This window comes from Ruegeria sp. C12, from assembly GCF_056537745.1.
On the sequence record NZ_JBQFSA010000006.1, the window covers coordinates 19,952 to 40,862 of the forward strand.

General features: G+C 58.7%; 19 protein-coding genes. 13 read left to right on the forward strand and 6 right to left on the reverse strand.

Annotated elements, in window-relative coordinates; all coding sequences use genetic code 11:
• Positions 1–145: 145 nt before the first annotated feature.
• From ACR0C9_RS12695 to ACR0C9_RS12720, 6 genes are read left to right on the forward strand one after another with little or no spacing between them, the layout of a single operon-like run.
• Positions 146–1,108, forward strand: a complete 963-nt coding sequence (locus ACR0C9_RS12695; RefSeq protein WP_480781156.1) for a cytochrome ubiquinol oxidase subunit II — start codon at positions 146–148, stop codon at positions 1,106–1,108.
• The gene (locus tag ACR0C9_RS12700; protein WP_480781157.1) at positions 1,105–3,192 is read left to right on the forward strand and encodes a cbb3-type cytochrome c oxidase subunit I; all 2,088 of its coding nucleotides are present in this window, start codon (positions 1,105–1,107) and stop codon (positions 3,190–3,192) included. Before ACR0C9_RS12695 ends, ACR0C9_RS12700 begins: the two co-directional genes overlap by 4 nt.
• Positions 3,189–3,821, forward strand: coding sequence for a cytochrome c oxidase subunit 3 (locus ACR0C9_RS12705; protein ID WP_170453723.1), 633 nt, complete (start codon positions 3,189–3,191; stop codon positions 3,819–3,821). Before ACR0C9_RS12700 ends, ACR0C9_RS12705 begins: the two co-directional genes overlap by 4 nt.
• Positions 3,814–4,140, forward strand: a complete 327-nt coding sequence (locus tag ACR0C9_RS12710; protein WP_480584532.1) for a cytochrome o ubiquinol oxidase subunit IV — start codon at positions 3,814–3,816, stop codon at positions 4,138–4,140. The genes ACR0C9_RS12705 and ACR0C9_RS12710 overlap by 8 nt, the downstream gene beginning before the upstream one ends.
• A 13-nt stretch (positions 4,141–4,153) precedes the next feature.
• Positions 4,154–5,131, forward strand: a complete 978-nt coding sequence (locus ACR0C9_RS12715; protein ID WP_170522980.1) for an HlyD family secretion protein — start codon at positions 4,154–4,156, stop codon at positions 5,129–5,131.
• Complete coding sequence (locus tag ACR0C9_RS12720; protein WP_480781158.1) at positions 5,128–6,651, forward strand: DHA2 family efflux MFS transporter permease subunit; 1,524 nt, start codon at positions 5,128–5,130, stop codon at positions 6,649–6,651. Before ACR0C9_RS12715 ends, ACR0C9_RS12720 begins: the two co-directional genes overlap by 4 nt.
• On the opposite strand, the gene ACR0C9_RS12725 is transcribed toward ACR0C9_RS12720, so the two are convergent.
• Both ACR0C9_RS12725 and ACR0C9_RS12730 read right to left on the reverse strand, forming a co-directional pair.
• The gene (locus ACR0C9_RS12725; protein WP_170622116.1) at positions 6,648–7,010 is read right to left on the reverse strand and encodes a FluC/FEX family fluoride channel; all 363 of its coding nucleotides are present in this window, start codon (positions 7,008–7,010) and stop codon (positions 6,648–6,650) included. The genes ACR0C9_RS12720 and ACR0C9_RS12725 overlap by 4 nt on opposite strands.
• Entirely contained in the window at positions 7,007–7,420 is a 414-nt protein-coding gene (locus tag ACR0C9_RS12730; protein ID WP_480781159.1) for a fluoride efflux transporter FluC, read from the reverse strand. The genes ACR0C9_RS12725 and ACR0C9_RS12730 overlap by 4 nt, the downstream gene beginning before the upstream one ends.
• Positions 7,421–7,640: 220 nt before the next feature.
• Between ACR0C9_RS12730 and ACR0C9_RS12735 the strand changes: the two genes are divergently transcribed.
• Positions 7,641–9,221, forward strand: a complete 1,581-nt coding sequence (locus ACR0C9_RS12735) for an FMN-binding glutamate synthase family protein (protein ID WP_480781160.1) — start codon at positions 7,641–7,643, stop codon at positions 9,219–9,221.
• 5 nt (positions 9,222–9,226) lie between these two features.
• On the opposite strand, the gene ACR0C9_RS12740 is transcribed toward ACR0C9_RS12735, so the two are convergent.
• From ACR0C9_RS12740 to ACR0C9_RS12755, 4 genes are read right to left on the reverse strand one after another with little or no spacing between them, the layout of a single operon-like run.
• Positions 9,227–9,856, reverse strand: coding sequence for an ABC-type transport auxiliary lipoprotein family protein (locus tag ACR0C9_RS12740; protein ID WP_480781161.1), 630 nt, complete (start codon positions 9,854–9,856; stop codon positions 9,227–9,229).
• A 23-nt stretch (positions 9,857–9,879) separates the two neighbouring features.
• Complete coding sequence (locus ACR0C9_RS12745) at positions 9,880–11,196, reverse strand: MlaD family protein (protein ID WP_480781162.1); 1,317 nt, start codon at positions 11,194–11,196, stop codon at positions 9,880–9,882.
• A gap of 5 nt (positions 11,197–11,201) precedes the next feature.
• Positions 11,202–12,017, reverse strand: a complete 816-nt coding sequence (locus ACR0C9_RS12750; RefSeq protein ID WP_170453730.1) for an ABC transporter ATP-binding protein — start codon at positions 12,015–12,017, stop codon at positions 11,202–11,204.
• Between the two features lies 1 nt (position 12,018).
• The gene (locus tag ACR0C9_RS12755; RefSeq protein ID WP_480584543.1) at positions 12,019–13,143 is read right to left on the reverse strand and encodes an ABC transporter permease; all 1,125 of its coding nucleotides are present in this window, start codon (positions 13,141–13,143) and stop codon (positions 12,019–12,021) included.
• Between the two features lie 207 nt (positions 13,144–13,350).
• Between ACR0C9_RS12755 and ACR0C9_RS12760 the strand changes: the two genes are divergently transcribed.
• From ACR0C9_RS12760 to ACR0C9_RS12785, 6 genes are all read left to right on the forward strand, one after another.
• On the forward strand, positions 13,351–13,755 hold the full coding sequence (locus ACR0C9_RS12760; RefSeq protein WP_170453732.1) for an SxtJ family membrane protein: 405 nt from the start codon (positions 13,351–13,353) through the stop codon (positions 13,753–13,755).
• 17 nt (positions 13,756–13,772) lie between these two features.
• Positions 13,773–13,922 (forward strand): DUF5989 family protein, encoded by a 150-nt coding sequence (locus ACR0C9_RS12765; protein ID WP_170453733.1) that lies wholly within the window; start codon positions 13,773–13,775, stop codon positions 13,920–13,922.
• Positions 13,923–13,926: 4 nt separating this feature from the next.
• Entirely contained in the window at positions 13,927–15,762 is a 1,836-nt protein-coding gene (locus ACR0C9_RS12770) for a carbamoyltransferase family protein (protein ID WP_480781163.1), read from the forward strand.
• 72 nt (positions 15,763–15,834) lie between these two features.
• Positions 15,835–17,367 (forward strand): sulfatase-like hydrolase/transferase, encoded by a 1,533-nt coding sequence (locus ACR0C9_RS12775; RefSeq protein WP_480781164.1) that lies wholly within the window; start codon positions 15,835–15,837, stop codon positions 17,365–17,367.
• A 192-nt stretch (positions 17,368–17,559) separates the two neighbouring features.
• A complete protein-coding gene (gene aspT / locus ACR0C9_RS12780) occupies positions 17,560–19,245 on the forward strand; it encodes an aspartate-alanine antiporter (RefSeq protein ID WP_170453736.1) in 1,686 nt (561 codons plus the stop codon).
• Between the two features lie 18 nt (positions 19,246–19,263).
• Positions 19,264–20,880, forward strand: coding sequence for a bifunctional aspartate transaminase/aspartate 4-decarboxylase (locus ACR0C9_RS12785; RefSeq protein ID WP_170622124.1), 1,617 nt, complete (start codon positions 19,264–19,266; stop codon positions 20,878–20,880).
• Positions 20,881–20,911: the final 31 nt, after the last annotated feature.

A 20,911-nucleotide genomic window follows, 5' to 3' on the forward strand; every position in this document is an offset into this window, starting at 1 on the left:
CCATCAAAGATGCAGGAAATGGGCAAATAAATCCATTCCTGCTCTTCCAATAGACGAATCCTCTACGTTCTCGAAAAAACCTTGAGAATTGTCCTGCACTTGCCGATAGTTGACGCTAATCGGGGGCCACAGAGGACAGGCAGGTATGAGTACCATCAGAATGCCCCTCGGGTCGGTTTTGGCGCTGATCGCGGTGGCTATGCTGGTTGCCTCGGCCCAGATTGCGGGTGCCAGCGACAGTTTCATGGACCCTCAGGGCCCTATAGCGGCCGTTCAGAAAACACACATGTTGCGGGCGACGGTGCTGATCCTTGTGGCGGTTGTTCCTGTTCTGGTGCTGGTCCCTCTGATTGCGCTGCGCTATCGCCGCCGAAAGGGTGGCACTGCGGCTTACAGGCCGAACTGGGACTTTTCTGGCCCATTGGAGATGCTGATGTGGGGTATCCCGGTGGTGATCGTGGCGATCCTGTCCTTCTATCTGTGGAAGGCGACCCACAGGCTGGATCCCTATGCTGCACCTTTCGGGGGCGAGCCCGCCGTGCAGGTTCAGGTTGTGGGTCTGGATTGGAAATGGCTGTTTATCTACCCCGAACTGGGCATCGCCAGCGTGGGCGAACTGGGCATTCCCGTCAATCAGCAGATCGCCATGACGCTGACCACGGATACGGTGATGCAATCCTTCATGATCCCGGCGCTTGCGGGGCAGATCTATGCGATGCCCGGCATGACAACTCAGCTACATTTGGTGGCAGACCGGCCCGAGACGATGCAAGGCGAGAACACCCAGTATAACGGGCGCGGCTTCACCAAGCAGAAATTCGAAACGCTTGCCATGCAGCCTGACGAATTCGAGACATGGGTCGAAAGTGTCCGGCAAAATGGCATCGTGTTGGATCAGGCGACCTATCAGACCCTCGCCATGCGCACAGACCGGGATGAAGTGCAGGCGGCACTTGGTACTCCGCAAATGCCTGAAAACGCGCTGTATTTCCGGCTGGACGACGGTGATCTGTTTCAGACGATCCTGCATCGCTATCACTCGGGGCAGGCTTTGCCATTGGATCAACAACCGGGAACAACCGCTTACGGGCAGGAGGTCGGGCAATGACATCAGAGTCCGGCTTTTTCGGTCGCCTCAGCTGGGATGCGCTTCCCATCACGGGTCTGATCCAGAACCCGAACGCAAATGAGATCGTCGCCAATGCCGCCGCAGCGGTGGTTATCGTTGGCGCGGTTGCGGTGGTTGCCCTGCTGTCATGGTTCCGCCTGTGGGGTCCGCTCTGGCGCGATTGGCTGACCAGCGCTGACCACAAGAAAATCGGCATCATGTATGTCGTCTTCGCCATAGTTATGCTGGCGCGGGGCGTGCTGGAAGGCGTTGTCATGCGCGCGCAACAGGCCGCAGGACCGGGCGAGGGGTTCCTTGAGGCCGAGCACTTCGCTGAACTGTTCAGCACCCATGGCACGATCATGATCTTCTTCGTGGCCGTGCCCTTTGTGTTTGGTATCGCCAACTATGTCGTCCCGCTGATGATCGGCGCGCGGGATGTGGCCTTCCCGGTGATGAATCAGATCAGCCTAGGCCTGACCGTTTCAGCAGGCATGATGCTGATGGTGTCGCTGGTTGTGGGCCATTTCTCGACCGGAGGTTGGACGGCCTATCCGCCCTATACAGGGGCCGCGTTTAATCCCGGCGTTGGGCCGGATTACTGGATCTGGGCCATTGTCGTCTCTGGGATAGGAACCACGCTGACCGGGATCAACTTTGCCGTCACGATCTACAAGCTGCGTGCACCGGGCATGACCTTCATGCGGCTGCCGATGTATTGCTGGACGATCATCTGTAGCTCGATCCTGATCGTCTTTGCCATGCCGCCCCTGGGTGTTGCGGCGCTGTTGCTGGCCGCTGACCGTTATCTGGATTTCCACTTTTTCACCAATGACCTTGGCGGCAACATGATGAACTACGCCAACCTGTTCTGGCTGTTCGGCCACCCCGAGGTCTATCTGCTGGTCCTGCCCGCCTATGGCATCTATTCCGAGATCTTCGCGACCTTCTCGGCCAAACGACTTTATGGCTACACCTCGCTGGTCATCGCCACCATGTCGATTGCGGTACTGTCCTTTACGGTCTGGCTGCATCACTTCTTTACCATGGGCCAAAGCGCGCTGATCAACGCCGTCTTTGGCATTGCAACCATGCTGATTGCGATCCCGACCGGAGTGAAGGTTTATGACTGGATGGCCACCCTCTGGCGCGGGCGCATCCGGTTCTCGGTGCCGATGTTGTATGGGCTGTCCTTCCTGATGCTGTTTGTGATCGGCGGGCTCAGCGGCGTGATCCTGGCAAACCCGACTGTCGACTATCAGGTGCATAACACGCTGTTTCTGGTGGCTCATTTCCACAATGTGCTGCTTCCGGGCGTGCTGTTCGGTTTGCTGGCTGCCTATAATTATTGGTTCCCCAAGGCCTTCGGGTTCCGCCTGCATGAAGGTTGGGGCAGGGTGACTGTTGCGCTTTGGACCATTGGGTTCATGCTGACCTTCCTGCCGCTGTACTTTGTCGGCCTGATGGGCATGCCGCGCCGGTCCTACAGTTGGGAAGACCCCAGCTTTCACCCCTATATGATTGTCGCCGTTATCGGAGCGCTGGTCATAACGGCGGCTCTGTTTTCAGTTCTGGTCCAGCTTTGGATCAGCATCCGCGACCGGGATAAGACCCGCGTGCCTGTAGGGGACCCATGGGATGGGCGCACTCTGGAATGGTCGATCCCGGCGCCGCCGCCGCCCTATAACTTTGCCATCATCCCGCAGGTGACGGACCGGGATAACTTTGCCATCGCCAAGGAACGCAACGCGGCCTATCCGACGCCGGACGCCTATGAAGACATCGAAATGCCCCGAAACACAGGTATCGGCTTCATCCTCTGCGTGACCAGTGGCATCTGGATGTTTGCCTTGGTCTGGTGGATCTGGTGGCTGGCTGCGCTTATGACTGTTGCGATGATCCTGGCCTTCATCCTCTGGACCTTCGACACCAGCACCGAGATCACGATTCCAGCCGAAGAGGTGCGCAAAGAGCATGAGGCATGGTTGGCGCTGGTCCACAGCGAAGCCGCCGTGGACCGTGATCATGAGACCGCGCCGGAAAACCGCGGCCTCGCCCGCCCGGATTTGGAGGCGGTGACATGAAGCGCGCGCCAACCCACAGCTATCCGGGGATCAACCTCGGCGACCGCCACGCCAGCGCCCACAAGGCGTCCGAGGTTGTAACCTTCGGCTTCTGGGTCTTTTTGATGAGCGATCTGGTCTATTTCGGTCTGATGTTTGCCATCTATATCACTATGATCGATGCGCAGGCGGGCGGTCCGGGCCCGCATGAGTTGTTCGATTTGACCAGCATCTTCGCCCAGACGATGATCCTGTTAACCAGCAGTCTGACCGTTGGGCTGGCAATGCTGGCCCTGAAATACAACCTGCCCCGGCCAAGGATTATTCTGTGGTTCGGCGTGACGCTGCTGTTGGGCATCAGCTTCCTCGTTCTGGAAATCCGGGACTTTATCGCCATGGCCGAAAAGGGCGGCATCCCGCAGCGCAGTGGGTTTCTGTCGGCCTTCTACGGTCTTGTTCCATTGCATGGCCTTCACGTGGCCGCCGGCTGCGTGTGGCTGGTGGTGCTGGGCATCCAGTTGCGGGTGATGGGCATGACCGATCTGGTGATCTCGCGCGTGGTGCGGCTGGCGCTGTTCTGGCACTTTCTCGACCTAATCTGGATCGGCATCATCACAATCGTCTATTTCGGAGGGCTGACCTATGGATAAACGCTCTGAAATGCACCGGCGCGAGCGGCGGCGCTATGTGATTGGCTATGGCGGGTCACTGCTGCTGACGTTTGCCATGTTCGGCGTGGCCTATCGCTGGGGGATCGAAACGACCGGAGTGTATCTGACCATCGGTCTGCTGGGGCTGGCCCAGCTTATTTTCCAACTTGTCTACTTCCTGCATATCGACCGCCGTCGCAGCAGCCGAGAGGATCTGGATCTGATCCTGTTCTCAACCCTTGTTCTGCTGATCATCATCCTGGGCACAGTCTGGATTTTGGGCAATCTGGCGATCCGTATGCATGTGCACCCGATGTAAGAAGGTCTGAGTTATGAAGTCGCTGAAGCTGGTCGCAATTCTTGTCATGCTTGCCGCGATTGGTGCGGGGCTGTTCCTGTTCTGGCGACATGAAGAGAGGTATCCGTCCACGCAAGACGCCTATGTCGGCGCGAATATCATCTACATCGCGCCGCAGGTGACCGGGCAGGTGGCCAAGGTACATGTTGACGAAAACCAAGCGGTCAAAAGCGGCGATCTGCTGTTCACCATAGATGACACGCAGTTCAAGGCGTCGGTGGATCAGTCCAAGGCCAATCTGGACAGCGCCGAGCAGCAGGCCAAATCATACGCAACTCAGATTGCGGCCGCCGAGGCATCGGTCGCAAGCGCGCAATCCGCTTATGACACAGCGCAAAAGGCGCTGGAACGCGCCAAGGTTCTGTTCTCGACAGGGGATGTGGCGCAGTCTTCGCTGGATCAGACAACCTCGGATTTCGCGCAGGCTTCGGCACAGTTGACCAGCAGCCAGTCCAGCCTTTTGGCCTTGCAAAGCGGGCTGGCGGCGAAGCAGGACGATATACTGTCAGCACGCGCCCAGCTGGAAATCGACAAGGCCAATCTGGCCTGGACCAAAGTCTTTGCTTCCGCCGATGGCTGGATTGCCAACCTGACCCTGCGGCCCGGATCGTCGGTGTCTGCCAATGCGCCGCAGTTTTCCATCGTCGAATCCGCCGACTGGTGGGTCGATGCGAATTTCAAGGAAACCGCGCTGCCGCGCATTCGTCCCGGTCAGCCGGTGACGGTTCAGATCGACATGCTGCCGGGAGTGACTTTGACGGGCAAAGTCGCCTCGATCGGGCGCGGGTCGGGGGATACATTCTCATTGCTGCCCTCCGAGAATTCCAGCGGCAACTGGGTCAAGGTCACCCGCCGCTTCCCCGTTCGGATCGAGCTTGATCCGACCGATGCGCCCCTGCGGGTCGGCGGCAGCAGTAAAGTGGTCGTGGACACAACAGCGGCAACACAATGACCGGCGTGACAAGCAGCCACGTCAATCCGGTGATCGTGGTCGCCGTGGTCTGCAGTGCTATTCTGGAAGTGCTGGACAGCACAATCGTCAACGTGGCCCTGCCGCATATTCAGGCCGCATTCGGGGCCACAACCGATCAGGCCACGTGGATCCTGACCAGCTATATCGTCTCGGCGGTTGTGGTGATGCCGCTGACCGGCTTTGTCGCGCGTCGGGTCGGGCGACGCCGCTTGATCCTGACCGCCGTGACCGGCTTTGCCTGCATGTCGATCATGTGCGGCCTGTCCTGGAGCCTTGAGACCATCGTGTTCTTCCGGCTGGCGCAAGGCATGTTCGGGGCCTTCCTGATCCCCTTGTCGCAATCCATCCTGTTCGACGCCTTCCCGCGCGAAAAACGGGGCGAGGCGATGGCCGTATTTGGCCTCGGTGTGGTCGTGGCCCCGGTTCTGGGCCCAACGGTGGGCGCGATCCTGACCGAGTATTTTTCGTGGCGGATGGTCTTTTTCGTGAACCTTCCCATTGCGGCCATGGCGCTGCTGTTGCTTGCCGGAGAGCTGCCGAAAGACGAGACCGAAGAGGTGAAGATCGATTGGCAGGGCCTTGCGCTTCTGGCCCTTGGCATCGGGTGCCTGCAATTCATTCTGGATCAGGGTGAGACCAAGGACTGGCTGTCCTCGCGCATTATTCAGGTTGCGCTTGTTGCGTCGGTTCTGGGCGCGCTGGGGTTGATCGTACATTGCCTGACAGCAAAAACTCCGGTTGTTGATCTGCGCCTTTTCGCGGACCGCAACTTTGCTCTGTGTAATCTGGTGATCGTGGGGTTTGCGGTGTCGCTCTATGGCGGCATCGCCATTTTACCGACCTTTGTTCAGACGCTGCTGGACTATCCGGTCATCGAATCCGGCCACCTGTTCATCCCGCGTGGTCTTGCGGCCGGCGTGTCCATGGTCGCAACCGGGGCCGTGCTGGTGAAACGGTTTGACCCCCGTGTGCTGGCCGGGGTCGGAATGACGCTGACCGCAATCAGCAATTTCATGATGGGGATGCTGAACTTGAATGCAGGATTCTGGGAACTGGCCATTCCCGGCATCATCAGCGGTCTGGGTATGGGGCTTGTCTTTGTCCCGATGTCCATTCTGGCCTTCGAAAGCATCAGCAAAGCGCGGCAGGACGAGGCCTCGGGCCTGTTCAACGTCACCCGTCAGTTGGGCTCATCGGTTGGTATTTCACTGGTCGGGACTTGGGTCGTGCGGGGATTGCAGACCAATACCGCGGTGCTGAGCCAGAACGTCACGCCCTATAACCCGGCGGCACAGGCTTATCTGGCGCCCTTGGGGCTGACACCGGACAGTGCCCAGGGCGCGGCCATTCTGGGGCAAGAGATCGCGCGACAGGCCGAGATGATCTCGTACCTGACCGTGTTCAACAATCTGGGGCTGCTGGCGCTGGCGACTTTGCCGCTGCTGTTCTTCTGCCGGGCCCCGAAGCCGGGCACAACGGCTCAGGTACATGCCCATTAGCGGGTTAGAACCAACCCCAGCCACAAGGCCCCCCAGCACAGAATAAGGCTGACCATGATATTGCCTGCGGCCACTGCCAATGTGCGCTTGCGGCGTAATTCCAGCGTTTGATAGGCAAAGCTGGAAAACGTCGTGAACCCGCCGCAAAAGCCAAAAACCAAGCGGTTCTGCTCGTCCCCCATCTCGACCGGACCGCCCAGATAGCCGATCCACAGGCCCAGCAGCAGGCTGCCCAGAACGTTCACGATCAGCGTGGACAGGGGCAGGGCGTGGGTGACCCGCAATGCCAGCCAATGGCGCAGAACCGCACCAAGCCCGCCGCCCAAGCCGAACATCGCATGCAGGTACAGGTCAATCATTGCCGCCCACCTTTTGCATGAAACCACCGCCCCAATGCCTCACCCACAAGGGCCGCAGCCAGACCAAACGCGATCTCAAGCGCCGCAGCAGCGGGGGCCGTCCAAAGCGCGGTTTGGGCCAGCCGGTCAAGTTCTGCCACGAATGAGGAAAACGTTGACAGCCCGCCACAGAACCCAACGGCCCCCAGATGCAGAACATGCGCGTGGACCCGGTGCCGGATGGCATACAGCCAGCCCAGCACAAAACACGCGAAGATGTTGATGCCAAAGGTTGCGGTCAGGATGGGCACGCCGGGAATGTCCAGCGCAAACAGTTCGCGCAGAAGCGACCCAAGCGCCCCGCCCACGAATACTGACAGGAACATCAGGACACGCCCATGTTTCGCAGTCTTGCCGTTTGGTCCCGCCACCCGTCCCGCCTATTGCTGTCGCTTGACCGGCATACTGTGCGCGAACCGCGGGATCAATCAAACCTGTAACGTGGTTTCACATTCCCGACCGGTTTGTTTCCGCGAAACCTAAGGGCTTGCAATCAAAAGCCAAGATGTTTCACTTTGGCGTCAACGCCTTCGGTCTAAATCACATGGGTTCAGACCGTCCCCACCAACAACCCACCCAAGGAGATCAGGAATGGTTGTACGCAGGCTCTATTATTTTCTGAGTTTCGTCTGTCTGCCCTTGGTGGCGATCCTGGGCTTTTTCTGGCCACCGGCGCACTGGCTGCTGGTCATTTTGATCCCGTACGCCGTGATCGGGATGTATGACATGCTGACCACCAAGCATAACGTGCTGAACAACTATCCGGTGCTGGGGCATTTTCGGTACATGCTGGAATTCGTCAGCCCTGAGATCCGGCAATATTTCGTGGAAACCAACGAAAGCGGGCGGCCCTATAACCGGATCATTCGCAGCCTTGTCTATTCCCGCGCCAAGGGTCAGGTCGATACGCAGGCGTTTGGTACCCAATACGACATTCTGACTGTGGGCTACCATCGGGCCAACCACTCGCTTGCGCCCAAGGATGTGCACGAAAGCGAAGAAAGGGTGATGCTGGGCGGGCCGCAATGCGACAAACCCTATGATGCGTCGCGTCTGAATGTGTCGGCCATGAGCTTTGGCGCGCTCAGCGCCAATGCGATCCGGGCCCTGAACGGCGGGGCGAAGGATGGCGGGTTTGCGCATAACACGGGCGAAGGTGGGCTGTCGCCGCATCATCTGGCCGAAGGTGGCGATGTCATCTGGCAGATCGGCACCGGCTATTTCGGCTGTCGCACGCCCGAAGGTGGGTTTGACAAGGACAAGTTCGCGGAGAAAGCCAAGAAAGACGTCGTCAAAGCGATTGAAATCAAGCTCTCGCAAGGGGCAAAGCCTTCGCATGGCGGGGTGCTTCCGGCCGCGAAGGTCGACAAGGAAATCGCCGAGATCCGGGGCGTGCCCGAACATCAGGATGTGATCTCACCCCCCGTTCATTCCGCTTTCGACGGCCCCACCGGGTTGATCGAATTCGTACAGCATCTGCGCGAGATGTCAGGCGGCAAGCCGATCGGCTTCAAACTGTGCATCGGCAACCCGTCCGAGTTCATGGCGATCTGCAAGGCCATGCTGGAAACCGGAATTCTGCCAGATTTCATCACAATTGACGGCTCGGAAGGCGGAACCGGGGCAGCGCCGGTTGAATTCACCAACCGTCTGGGGATGCCGCTGAACGAGGCGTTGATCTTCGTGAACAACTGCCTGCGCGGTGTCGGGCTTCGCGACAAGATCCGGATCATATGTTCGGGCAAAGTGGCGACCGGCTACGACATGGTCGAAAAATTCGCCCTTGGCGCGGATATGTGTAACGCCGCCCGCGCGATGATGTTTGCGGTGGGCTGCATTCAGGCGTTGCATTGCAACACCAATCGCTGCCCCTCGGGAGTGGCCACACAGGACCCGATCCGGGGCCGCGCGGTGAATGTTCCGCAAAAACGCCAGCGGGTGCATCGCTATCATGACGCCACGTTAGAAAGCTTCCGCGAGTTGCTGGGCGCGATGGGAAAACAGACCGTGTCCGAACTGACGCTCGCTGACATCCGCCGCCGTACAGCGGACGAGCGGGAGTATTCTTACGCCGAACTATACACGCTGGTCGATGAAGGTGCGTTTCTGTCCGACACGATTCCGCCCGAATATGCAGCGGATTGGCAGCGCGCGTCAGCCGCGCATTTCTGACGGCGTCAGTTAACGGTCGAACGGGGGTTATTGGCAGCGTGTGTATTGATCCGGCGCACGCTCCATTCCACCGCGTCCCGCATGGTTCGCCCCAATGCGACGTCGAAGGCATTGACAAGATCGGGCGTCTGATCGCTGGCGGCCACTACGTTTTCCTGAAACGAGCTTGAGGCAATGATCTTGTCTTCATATTCATCGATGATCTTGATGTTCATACGGACTTCGATGCGGACGGTTTTGCCGTTTTCGGTCTCGGACACCACGATGCCCTGAAATTCGCGCAGATCCGGCGCGATGACGTAATCGGCGCGAAGACCCACGGTTGAACGACCAACAGCCGCAACCTTGCCTGAATTCTCATAACTTTCGACCAGCAGCGCCTGCACGATCAGCGGGGCCCGATCCACCCATCGCGCGCGGGGCAGGTATTGAACCTGCAAAGGGGTCGGTTGCACCGCGATCTGATCAGTGTTCACAGCCGCTGTTGCGGTGGGTTCTTCAACCACGATCTGCTTCTGGATACGCGGCAGCGAGGATGCGAACGTGCTTTTGGGCGTTAAAAGATACAGGTCGTTCGGTTTTGAGGCCTGCTGCAACGTGCCCAAACCGGCGCAGCCGCCCAGTATCACAGCCACCAGGGATAAAATAAGGGGCCTTATCATTGACGGAACTCCGATGCTTGGGTGCCCAGCAAAAACCGTGCCGGGTCGCGTTCAACCTTGTCGACCAGGCGATCAAGGCTGATGACCAGACGCTGGGATTCTTCAATAAACCGAATGAACTGCGGTAATCCGACCCGCAGGAAATCAGACACCTGACGCCGATTGTCCTGCACCACCCCGTCGATGGTGCCCAGCAGCTCTTTCGCGGAATTCGACGCGCTGAGCACGTCGTCAGAGATCTTGTCGATCTTGTCGGTAATGCCTGCGACGGTCTCGGTCACCTGATTGGCGGCCCGGCGAATATCCTGCGCCACCGGGGCGACGTCGGTATCGATCACCTGATTGGCCGAGTCAAAGGCCCGCTCTGCCGAGGCCAGCGCCCCCTTGGCCGAGTCCATGGTCGAGGTGATCGATCCAAGCGTCGTGTTGGCGTTCAGAACGGTCTCGGTGATCACGCTGAGGGATGCGCCAGCCTCCTGCGACAACCGGGTGAGGTTCTCGGCCAGGTCCGAGCCGCGTTCGATGAACGGGCGGATATCCTGTTCGATCACGCGGTTGGTCGTCGTCAGGGTCACCTTGGCCTCATCCAGCGCCTCTTTTGCGGTGTCGGAAGCGGTTTTGATCGACTTCAATGTGTCCGTACCGGTTTCAAGGGTGGATTCAGCGGAACTGATCAACGGGTCCAGCTTTTTGGTGAAGACCCCGATATCCTGCGCCGCATTGCCGATATTGGCCGAGACGGATTCGAAATCCGAAAGCGTCTTGTCCAGCCGACCGGTGGCCGAGGCGAGGTTGTCCAGAATGTCGGATACGGCCTTCCGGTTCTTCTCATCCACGACCGAGTTCAGTTCCTGTAGCAGGGTCACGGCCTCGTCCAGCACTTTGGGCGCGCCTTCAAACAGGGACTGAATGGTGCTGCGTTTGCTTTTGATCACGCTGTCCTGCGGCAAACGCGCTGCCGAGGCGGAGCCCCCCGTCAGTTCGACATAGCCGACCCCGGTCACCCCCAGCGATTGCAACTGCGCAATCGTTTCTTCGGTGACCGGAATATCGGCGTCCACCTCGATGCGCACACGAACCTTCGACGGATCGTCCTCATCCAGATTCAAGGATATAACCTGTCCGACCGGCAGACCGTTATAACTGACGCCGCCAGCCGCCGACAGGCCCGAGACATTGTCGAACAGCACATCGTAATAGGCGTATTGGCGGGTCACTTCGAATTTGGCGAGCCACAGGAAGAAGCCGAACGCCCCTAGAATGCCCGCAAGGGTGAACGCGCCGATCAGAATGTAATTCGCCCGGGTTTCCATCGCCTCTACCTGTCCTGCCCTTTGTCCTGCGCCGCGCGGGCGCGGGGGCCTGTGAAGTATTCCTGCACCCAAGGATGATCGACCTTGGTCATCTCTTCAATCGGACCTTCGACCAGCACGCGCTTTTCTGCAAGCACGGCAACCCGGTCGCAGATGGCATAAAGGCTGTCCAGATCGTGCGTGACCATAAAGACGGTCAGTCCCAGCGCCTGCTGCAACTCGCGGATCAGGGCATCATAAGCAGCCGCACCGATGGGATCCAACCCGGCGGTGGGTTCGTCCAGAAACACGATCTCGGGGTCCAGCGACAGGGCGCGGGCCAGCGCGGCCCGTTTGCGCATACCGCCCGACAGTTCCGACGGGAACTTGCCGCAACTCAGCTGTGGCAGCCCGACCAGGCTGATTTTCAATGCGCCCAGCGACTCCATCAACCGTTCGCTGATACCGGTATGTTCGCGCAGCGGGGCCATGACGTTTTGCAGCACAGTCAGCGAAGAAAACAGCGCGCCATCCTGAAAGGCGACGCCCCAGTGGCGCTCGATCCGGCGGCGATCTTCTTCGGGGCCGTTCAGAACATCGACGCCCAGAACCTCGATACTGCCCGCCGCAGGTGTGTTGAGCCCAACAATCGTGCGCAACAGTACCGATTTACCGGTGCCCGAGCCGCCGACGATGCCCAGAACCTCACCCCGCCAGACATCCAGATTCAGGTCGTCATGCACCACTTGCGGCCCGAATTGATTGCGCAGCCCACGCACGCGGATCACGGCCTCGCGCTGTGCGTCCACCGGGGTTGTCTGATGCTGCACGGTGCCGTCCATGTCAGATCCCCAGCTCTGAGAAGAAGATCGAAAACAGCGCGTCGATCGCGATCACCATGAAAATCGACTGCACCACCGAGGCGGTGGTGCGTTGCCCGACGCTTTGCGCCGAGCCCTTGACCTGCATGGCCTGCCAGCACGCGATGACCCCGATGACCAGCGCAAAGAACGGGGCCTTGATCAAGCCAACGGCCAGTTGCCAGACATCGGTGCTTTCGTTCAGGCGCGTGATGAACATGCCGGGGCTGATGCCCAGATCGATCCAACTCATCAACGCGCCGCCGAACAGCCCGGCCATATCGGCGACAAAGCCGAGAATTGGCAACATGATCAGCAGGGCCAGAACACGTGGCACCACCAGAACCTCGATCGGGTCCAGACCCAGCGTGCGCATGGCGTCAATCTCCTCCTGCACCTTCATCGACCCGATTGAGGCGGTAAAGGCCGAGCCTGACCGGCCCGCGACAATGATCGCGGTCAGCAAAATCCCCAACTCGCGCAGAACCGAGATTGAGATCAGTTCGACCACAAAAATCTCGGCCCCGAACTGTTTCAGCTGCGTGGCCCCCTGAAAGGCCAGAACAACGCCGATCAGAAACCCCATCAGCGCCACGATGGGCAGGGCCTTGAACCCGGTTTCTTCCATATGCGTGAACAGGGCCGCCCGCCGCAACCGCCATGGCATTGCAATCGTGCGGGCCAGCCGGTGCAGGGTCAGACCCAGAAACCCGAGGATCGACAGCGTATCCTTCCATGCCCCGAAGGTGCTGCGACCAACGCTCTCGACCCAATCGGCGAAGGTCCTGGGTTTGGCCAGCCGCCCCGGCTTGTCGGGGATGTTGTGCGATACGGTATCGATCAAAGCGGCATGTGCCGGTTTCAACCCCAGAAACTGAAGCTGCGCACCATTGGCCGTGAACCGCCGCGACAGGTCCGCCACCAACCACGCCCCGCCGGTATCCAACGCCTCGATTTCCGACAGGTCCACGGTCACGTCGCCGCCAACTGGCTGAACCGCGGCGAAGTCGCGTTCGACCGTTTCCAAGGACTGCGTCAACAGCGCGCCCGAAATGCGCACATGTGTGCCGGTGCTTTCGCGCTCAGAGGTGATCTTGGGCGGCGTCATGAGGACATGTGACGGAAAACGCCCACGGGCTGCAACGGCTTTGTGCGCTTTCGCGGGGATTTGGGGGATCAGAATGGCCTGGGTGTGACACTGCTTGGCGTCAGAGGGCAGATTCCCGGTCGCATTGTGACCCAATTCACTTGTTTCAACCGAAGGTAATGCTACCTTATTACATGTGGTTGAGTTTTAGTTGTTTGGTTGTGTGTCATGTCTGACCATCACGCGAATGTTGATGTCGAAATCGGGTCCGAGCGCGGGTTCGGATTTGTCTTCACAGCGGTTTTTCTGATCATTGCCCTGTGGCCTGTATTTGGCGGCGGGTCTCCGCGTTGGATACTGCTTGCTATTGCAGGGATCATCCTTGCGCTGACCTTTCTTGCCCCGCAGGTTTTGGCCAAACCGAACCGGCTTTGGTTCAAGTTTGGTATGCTGTTGGGGGCCATTGTCGCGCCTGTCGTGATGTTTCTGGTCTTCATCACCACCTTTGTGCCGTTTGGCCTTGTGGCGCGTTTGTTGGGCAAAGACCTTTTGTCCGAAAGGCTAGACAGCAGTGCAGATAGCTATTGGGTCGTCCGTAAGGACCAGCCTGGCAGCATGAAACAACAGTTTTAAAGAAGGGAGTACCAGACGTGACATTCGTTTCCGAGCTCTGGTCGTTTTTGAGGGTCAGAAAGAAGTTTTGGCTGCTGCCCATCTTTGTCATGTTGGGTGTATTCGGAGGGCTGATCGTCCTTAGCCAAGGTTCGGCCATTGCGCCGTTCGTCTACACGCTGTTCTGATCTTATGACGTACATTTTGGGCATTTCCGCGCTGTATCACGACAGCGCCGCAGCATTGTTGCGCGACGGCCAGATCGTGGCCGCCGCACAGGAAGAGCGGTTTACCCGCAAAAAACACGACCCCGGATTTCCGGAAAAGGCGATCCAATACGTGCTGGCCGAATCAGGCATCACATTGGCGGACGTGGACAATGTTGTGTTCTACGACAAACCGTTTCTGAAATTCGAACGTTTGATCGAAACTTACATCGCAGTCGCGCCGCGCGGGTTCAATTCGTTCCGAATGGCCATGCCGGTCTGGTTGCGCGAAAAGCTTTTTCTGAAGGATTTGCTGAACAAGCAGCTTCGCAAAATCGATCCCGATTTTACCGTCGATAAGATCCTGTTCTCGGAACATCATGTCAGCCACGCCGCCAGCGCGTTTTACCCTTCACCCTTTGAAGAGGCGATTGTGCTGACGGTGGATGGTGTGGGTGAGTGGGCCACGACCACGGTTGGTATCGGGCGCGGCAATGAGCTGACGATGGTCAAGGAACTGCATTTCCCGCATTCGCTGGGTCTGCTTTATTCCGCCTTCACCTATTACACCGGGTTCAAGGTCAATTCCGGCGAATACAAGGTCATGGGTTTGGCCCCGTACGGTATGCCGAAATACAAGGATCTGATCCTCGAACATCTGGTTGATCTGAAAGAGGACGGCTCGTTCCGGCTCAACCAGACGTACTTTAATTATACCGCCGGTCTGACCATGACCAGCAAGGCGCTTGAGGATTTGTTTGGCCAGCCGGTGCGCAAGCCCGAAACCGATCAATTGACGCAGTTTCATATGGATATCGCTGCATCCGTTCAGGCCGTGACCGAAGAGATCATGCTGCGTATCACCCGAGATCTGGCGCGCGAACACGGCATCCGAAATCTGTGCATGGCGGGCGGTGTGGCTCTGAACTGCGTGGCAAACGGCAAGATTTTGCGGGACGGCGCGTTTGACAACGTCTGGGTTCAGCCTGCCGCCGGGGACGCAGGCGGGGCACTAGGGGCCGCCTGTGCTGTGTGGCATCAGGAATTGGGGAACCCACGACAGGTCACCTCGGGCGATCAGATGCAGGGGGCCTATCTGGGCCCACGTTTCGAAGATGATGAGATTGCCGAGGAGCTGACCCGTGCCGGGGCGAAGTTCACCACCTACGAAAACGGTGAACTGGTCGATCAGACTGCGCAAGCGCTGGCGGACGGAAAAGCGGTCGGATGGTTTCAGGGTCGGATGGAGTTCGGGCCACGCGCCTTGGGCGCACGCTCGATCCTGGGGGACCCGCGATCCGAGTCGATGCAGAAAACCCTGAATCTGAAGGTCAAATACCGCGAAAGCTTCCGCCCCTTCGCGCCGTCTGTCCTGCGGGAGGACGTCGCGGATTGGTTCGAACTGGATGGCGACAGCCCCTATATGCTGATCGTGGCCGATGTTCAGGATAAAATCCGCCGCCAGATGACGGATGAGGAAAACGATCTGTTCGGGATCGACAAGCTGAACATCAAACGGTCCGAGATCCCGGCGGTGACCCATGTGGATTATTCCGCCCGCATCCAGACCGTGCATCAGGACACCAACCCGGCCTATCACGCGCTGATTTCGAAGTTCAAAGACCTGACCGGGTGCTCTCTGGTCGTCAATACCTCGTTCAACGTGCGGGGCGAACCGATTGTCTGCACCCCGACCGATGCGTTCCGCTGCTTCATGGGTACGGATATCGAGGTTCTGTCGATCGGCAATTGCCTGTTGCGCAAGGAAGATCAGGACCCGGCGCTGAGGGAAAATTACGAGACCAAGTACGAGCTCGACTAAGTTCTTGCGAGGCCAGTCGTTCCGCGACACAGTCCGCATCAGAAATTCGGGTGCGGAATCGAGGTGCGCGACATGGGTCAGGCTGGGAAAGTTCTGTTCATCATCATCGACCAGCTTCGGGCAGATTGCCTGTTCGGAGCGTTGGCGGATCACGTAAACCTGCCAAATCTGCGATCCTTCATGGCCGAGGCGGTGACGTTCAAACGGCACTATTCGGTGACCAACCCCTGTGGCCCGTCACGCGCATCGCTGTTGACCGGGCAATATGCGATGAACCACCGCTCGGTCCGTAACGGTACGCCGCTGCGCCACGATATTCCCAATATCGCGACCGAAATGCGCAAGGCGGGCTATCTACCGATGCTGTTCGGCTATACCGACACCCCGGCAGACCCGCGTGCCTACGACCCGAATGATCCGATCCTGCGGACCTATGAACAGTCGATGGAAGGCTTCCTTGAAGTTGTCGAGATGCGGTTGGAGGAATCCTTTCCCTGGCGCGCGCATCTGATGAAAAAGGGCTATGCGTTCGACAGTTATATGGACGTCTACAAGCCGGTTTCGCCGTCGGGTGGGCCGCCCAAACTAAACGACCCGGCGATGTATCGGGCCGAGGACAGTGACACGGCCTTTCTGACCGACGCGTTTCTTGAAGGTATCGCGTCGCATCACGATCAGAACTGGTTTGCCCATCTGACCTATATCCGCCCGCATCCGCCGCTGGTGGCCCCAGCGCCGTACAACACCATGTATGACCCGGACAGCGTGCCTTTGCCTGACCGGCTGGCCACGCCCGAAGACGAGAAAGCCCAGCACCCGTTCTTCGGCCCCAAGCTGGAGGTCTACACCGAAAAAGAGTTCGTGCACGGTTTTGATACAGTCGAGCCCACGGATAAGAACATCCGCACCCTGCGGTCGATCTATTTCGGACTGGCGAGCGAGGTGGATCACCATATTGGCCGCGTGGTCCAGTACCTGAAGGACAGCGGACAGTATGACGATACGCTGATCGTACTGACGGCGGATCATGGTGAGATGCTGGGCGACCGGCATAGCTGGGGCAAGATGACGGTCTATGACGCGGCCTATCACACACCGCTGATGATCCGGATGCCCGGAAATCAGGCGCGGGCGGGGGCTGAGGTGACGGTTCCCACTGAATCCATCGACATCACGCCGACCATTCTGCAATGGGTCGGGCAATCCGCCCCGAACGAGATGGACGGTCGGTCCCTGATACCCTTATTGCAGGGCAATGTGCCCGACGATTGGCGAAACTATTCCTTCAGCGAGCTTGATTTTTCCGAGCCAGAGAACCCGACCCTTTGGCAACAGCGCTTGGGGACGGGCAACAGCGATTCATGTCTGGGCATCCTGCGCGATGATCGCTTCACGTTGATTGAGTTTGCAGCCGACCTGCCGCCGATCCTGTTCGACCATCACGGCAAGGGTGAGTTCGAGAACGTCGCCGGTGACACGGCCTATGCAGATGATCTTGCCCGGTTGTGTCGGCAGATGCTGCGGCATCGGATGCGGAACATGGATCACACTCTTTCGCTGCATTCCATCACGCATGAGGGCGCAAGGTCCCGTAATAGGCACTAAGCCTCGGAGTTCGGAAAAATCCTAGACAAATTCATATCTTACGATATCGTCGCCTTGACTTGATGCATTTGATTTCTTTTCCGCCAGGCAGCGTGACGGTTTGATTGGTTGATTGTCCTGTGTGAAGGCCTGCGGCTACTCATATGAACGGTATCCCGGCCTCTGGGGTGACGTGGTTACAGGAGATGGGCGATGATCGACTGGTTTGTGAATGTGTTGCGCAGCTACCCCGAACTGGCGGTGTTTCTGTCCATCGGCATCGGGTTTCTGGTTGGTCCATGGAAGCTGTTCGGGTTCAGTCTGGGCACCGTAACCGCAACTCTGCTGGCTGCTGTCGTGATCGGGCAGGTGCATATCGAGGTCGACTCGGCCGTCAAATCCACTTTCTTCATCATGTTTATCTTTGCCGTCGGATACGGCGTCGGGCCGCAGTTTATCCGAGGGCTCAAGGCCGATGGCGCGCGCGAGGTTCTGTTTGCGCTCAGCGTACTGGCCCTGTGCCTGATCGTCCCGGTTGTTGCCGCCAAGATTGCCGGGTTGGAGCTTGGTTTTGCCGCCGGGCTTTATGCTGGATCGCAGACAATCTCGGCTGCGATTGGGGTGGCGACGGATCAGATCAACCAGTTGGGGCTGTCGTCCGAGCAGGCGCAAACCTATGCCAACCAGATCCCGATTGCCTATGCGGTCACCTATATCTACGGCACCATCGGCTCGGCCATCATTCTGGCCAAGATCGGGCCGCGTCTGATCGGCGTTGATCTGGTCGCCGCCTGCAAGGAATACGAGGCGAAGCTGGGCGGTGGTGCGGCCGTGGACACGGGCGAGGGGATCGTTTCGGGCTATCGCGCCATCGAATCCCGCGCCTTCGTGATCCCCGAGGGCAGCGATCTTCTGGGCCAACCCGTCAAAGACCTCATGCCCGGCGTCCGCATCTATGCCGAGCGGATCAAACGTGGCGACCAGATCGTCGAGGTCGAAGATGATACGATCCTGCAGGCGGGCGACACCGTCATGTTCTCAGGCCGCCGGGCCGACCTTGTGGGATTGCTCGAAGCCAAGCTGAAAGAGGCTGACGCGCCGGAACTGCTGAGTATCCCGTCCGAAAAGCTGGATGTTCTGATCACCAACAAAGAGGTGCACGGAAAAACGCTGGAGGAGTTGGGCAAGCTGTCCATGGCGCGCGGCGTCTATGTCTCGAAGCTGATGCGCAACATGGTTGAATTGCCTCTGTTACCGGGCACCGTGCTGCATCGCGGTGACATTCTGACGGTGCTGGGCAGCAAACGTCATGTCGAGGCTGTGATAGCCGAAATCGGCTATGCTGACCGGCCCGTAGACACAACTGATCTGGCCTTTGTCGGCTGGGGCATTTTCCTCGGTGGGTTGGTCGGGACGCTGGCCATCACGATGGGCGGGTTTCCGATCAGCCTGTCGACCACGGGCGGCGCATTGCTGTCAGGTCTCTTGCTGGGTTGGTTGCGTACGGTGCATCCCACATTTGGGCGCATTCCCGGCCCGTCATTGTGGTTGATGAATACACTCGGCCTGAATGTCTTTATTGCCGTGATCGGAATCACCGCCGGGCCGGGCTTTATCGCCGGGCTGCAACAGGCGGGTATTGCCTTGCTGCTGTGGGGGATCGTGGCGACGTCCTTGCCGATGATCTTCTCGGTCTATGTGGGACACTATGTCTTCAAGTTTCACCCGGCCATCCTGTTCGGGGCCTGCGCCGGTGCGCGTACCACCACGGCGGCGCTGGGGATGATACAGGAAGCGGCCCAAAGCCGAATTCCCGCGCTGGGATACGGGATGCCCTATGCCATCGGAAACACGCTGCTGACCATCTTTGGCATGGTCGTTGTTTTGATCCTCAGCTGATTTGGAAAGGTTGGATTCATGGACAGATTGAAACTGCATGACTACGAAGCGCTCAGCCCCTTTCAGATCAAGGATGAGCTGATCAAACTCGCCTCGGACGAGGCGCACAAGTCGAACTCGGCCTTTCTGAACGCAGGCCGTGGCAACCCCAACTGGATCGCCACCCGCCCGCGCGAGGCGTTTTTTGCACTGGGTCAGTTCGCTGTGACCGAAGCCAAACGCGTCATGAACCACCCAGCGGGTCTGGGCGGGATGCCCGCGCAGAACGGATGCCATGAGCGTCTGTTGAAATGGGCCGAGACCCACGCCGAAACGCCGGGCGTCGATACGCTGCTTGAGGTGATCAAACACGCGATCTTCGCCTTCGACTTTAACGCGGACGCGTTTGTGCATGAACTGACGGATTCGATCATCGGCGACAACTACCCGGTGCCGGATCGCATCCTGAAACACAACGCGATCATCGCGCATGAATACCTGATGTGGGCCATGTGTTCCGGCCATCAACCGGATGCGAAATTCGATCTGTTTGCGGTTGAAGGCGGCACGGCGGCCATGTGCTACATTTTCAAAACGCTCAAGGCAAATCGGTTGCTCAACCCCGGGGACACCATCGCCCTGTGCACACCGATCTTCACGCCATATCTGGAGATGCCCGAGCTTGAGGATTACAGCCTCGAATCCGTGCATGTCGAAACCGATGAAGAGGACGGTTTTCAACTGACCGATGCAGCGGTGGAAAAGCTGAAGGACCCGAAGGTCAAAGCCTTCTTTCTGGTCAATCCGGGCAATCCGTCATCGGTTGCATTGAACAAGGCCTCGCTGCAAAAACTGGCGGATCTGGTCGAAAATGACCGACCCGATCTGATCATGCTGACCGATGATGTTTACGGCACCTTCGTGCACGATTTCACCTCGGTCATGGGATTCGTGCCGCGCAATACGATTGGAGTGTATTCCTACTCGAAATATTTTGGCTGCACCGGCTGGCGTCTGGGCGTGATCGCGGTTGCGCAGGACAATATCTTTGACTTGAAACTGGCCGAACACCCCGATGAGATCAAAGAGAGTTTGGACAAACGCTATGGCACGCTCAGCCTGACGCCGCGCGACATTCGGTTCATCGACCGTCTGGTTGCGGACAGCCGGGATGTGGCACTGAACCATACGGCGGGACTGTCCCTGCCGCAGCAGGTGATGATGACCCTGTTTTCGCTGGTCGAGCTGGTGGATACCAAAAAGGACTATCAGGCCGCCTGCATGGAACTGGTCCATCGCCGCTTCAAAATGCTGACCGAGGCTTTGGGCATCGATGTCGATGCAGGCGAGAACTATGACGCCTATTATGGGATCATCGACTTCGAATTCTGGCTGCGAAAATATGTCGGCGAAGAGGTCGTGGACTGGATCAAGCAGAACGTCCACCCGCTGGATATCGCGTTCAAACTGGCTGAAGATCACGGCATCGTCCTGCTGAACGGCAGCGGGTTCGACGCCCCGGGCTGGTCGGCGCGCGTGTCCTTTGCCAACCTTCCGGACGAGGCCTATTCCCAGATTGGCCGCGCCGTCCGGGCTGTCGCGCGTGGATATGTCGAAGCCTACAGAGCCGCCAATAACAAACCCCTGCACGGGTAAATCAGCCCCCTACACCTGCGGGCTGTCTGGT

Coding starts and splice junctions, on each gene's coding strand:
- ACR0C9_RS12785 (WP_170622124.1), top strand. CDS start 19,264: ATGGACAGATTGAAACTGCATGACTACGAAGCGCTCAGCCCCTTTCAG.
- ACR0C9_RS12760 (WP_170453732.1), top strand. CDS start 13,351: ATGTCTGACCATCACGCGAATGTTGATGTCGAAATCGGGTCCGAGCGC.
- ACR0C9_RS12700 (WP_480781157.1), top strand. CDS start 1,105: ATGACATCAGAGTCCGGCTTTTTCGGTCGCCTCAGCTGGGATGCGCTT.
- ACR0C9_RS12750 (WP_170453730.1), bottom strand. CDS start 12,017: ATGGACGGCACCGTGCAGCATCAGACAACCCCGGTGGACGCACAGCGC.
- ACR0C9_RS12715 (WP_170522980.1), top strand. CDS start 4,154: ATGAAGTCGCTGAAGCTGGTCGCAATTCTTGTCATGCTTGCCGCGATT.
- ACR0C9_RS12735 (WP_480781160.1), top strand. CDS start 7,641: ATGGTTGTACGCAGGCTCTATTATTTTCTGAGTTTCGTCTGTCTGCCC.
- ACR0C9_RS12710 (WP_480584532.1), top strand. CDS start 3,814: ATGGATAAACGCTCTGAAATGCACCGGCGCGAGCGGCGGCGCTATGTG.
- ACR0C9_RS12695 (WP_480781156.1), top strand. CDS start 146: ATGAGTACCATCAGAATGCCCCTCGGGTCGGTTTTGGCGCTGATCGCG.
- ACR0C9_RS12770 (WP_480781163.1), top strand. CDS start 13,927: ATGACGTACATTTTGGGCATTTCCGCGCTGTATCACGACAGCGCCGCA.
- ACR0C9_RS12720 (WP_480781158.1), top strand. CDS start 5,128: ATGACCGGCGTGACAAGCAGCCACGTCAATCCGGTGATCGTGGTCGCC.
- ACR0C9_RS12745 (WP_480781162.1), bottom strand. CDS start 11,196: ATGGAAACCCGGGCGAATTACATTCTGATCGGCGCGTTCACCCTTGCG.
- ACR0C9_RS12775 (WP_480781164.1), top strand. CDS start 15,835: ATGGGTCAGGCTGGGAAAGTTCTGTTCATCATCATCGACCAGCTTCGG.
- ACR0C9_RS12755 (WP_480584543.1), bottom strand. CDS start 13,143: ATGACGCCGCCCAAGATCACCTCTGAGCGCGAAAGCACCGGCACACAT.
- aspT (WP_170453736.1), top strand. CDS start 17,560: ATGATCGACTGGTTTGTGAATGTGTTGCGCAGCTACCCCGAACTGGCG.
- ACR0C9_RS12725 (WP_170622116.1), bottom strand. CDS start 7,010: ATGATTGACCTGTACCTGCATGCGATGTTCGGCTTGGGCGGCGGGCTT.
- ACR0C9_RS12705 (WP_170453723.1), top strand. CDS start 3,189: ATGAAGCGCGCGCCAACCCACAGCTATCCGGGGATCAACCTCGGCGAC.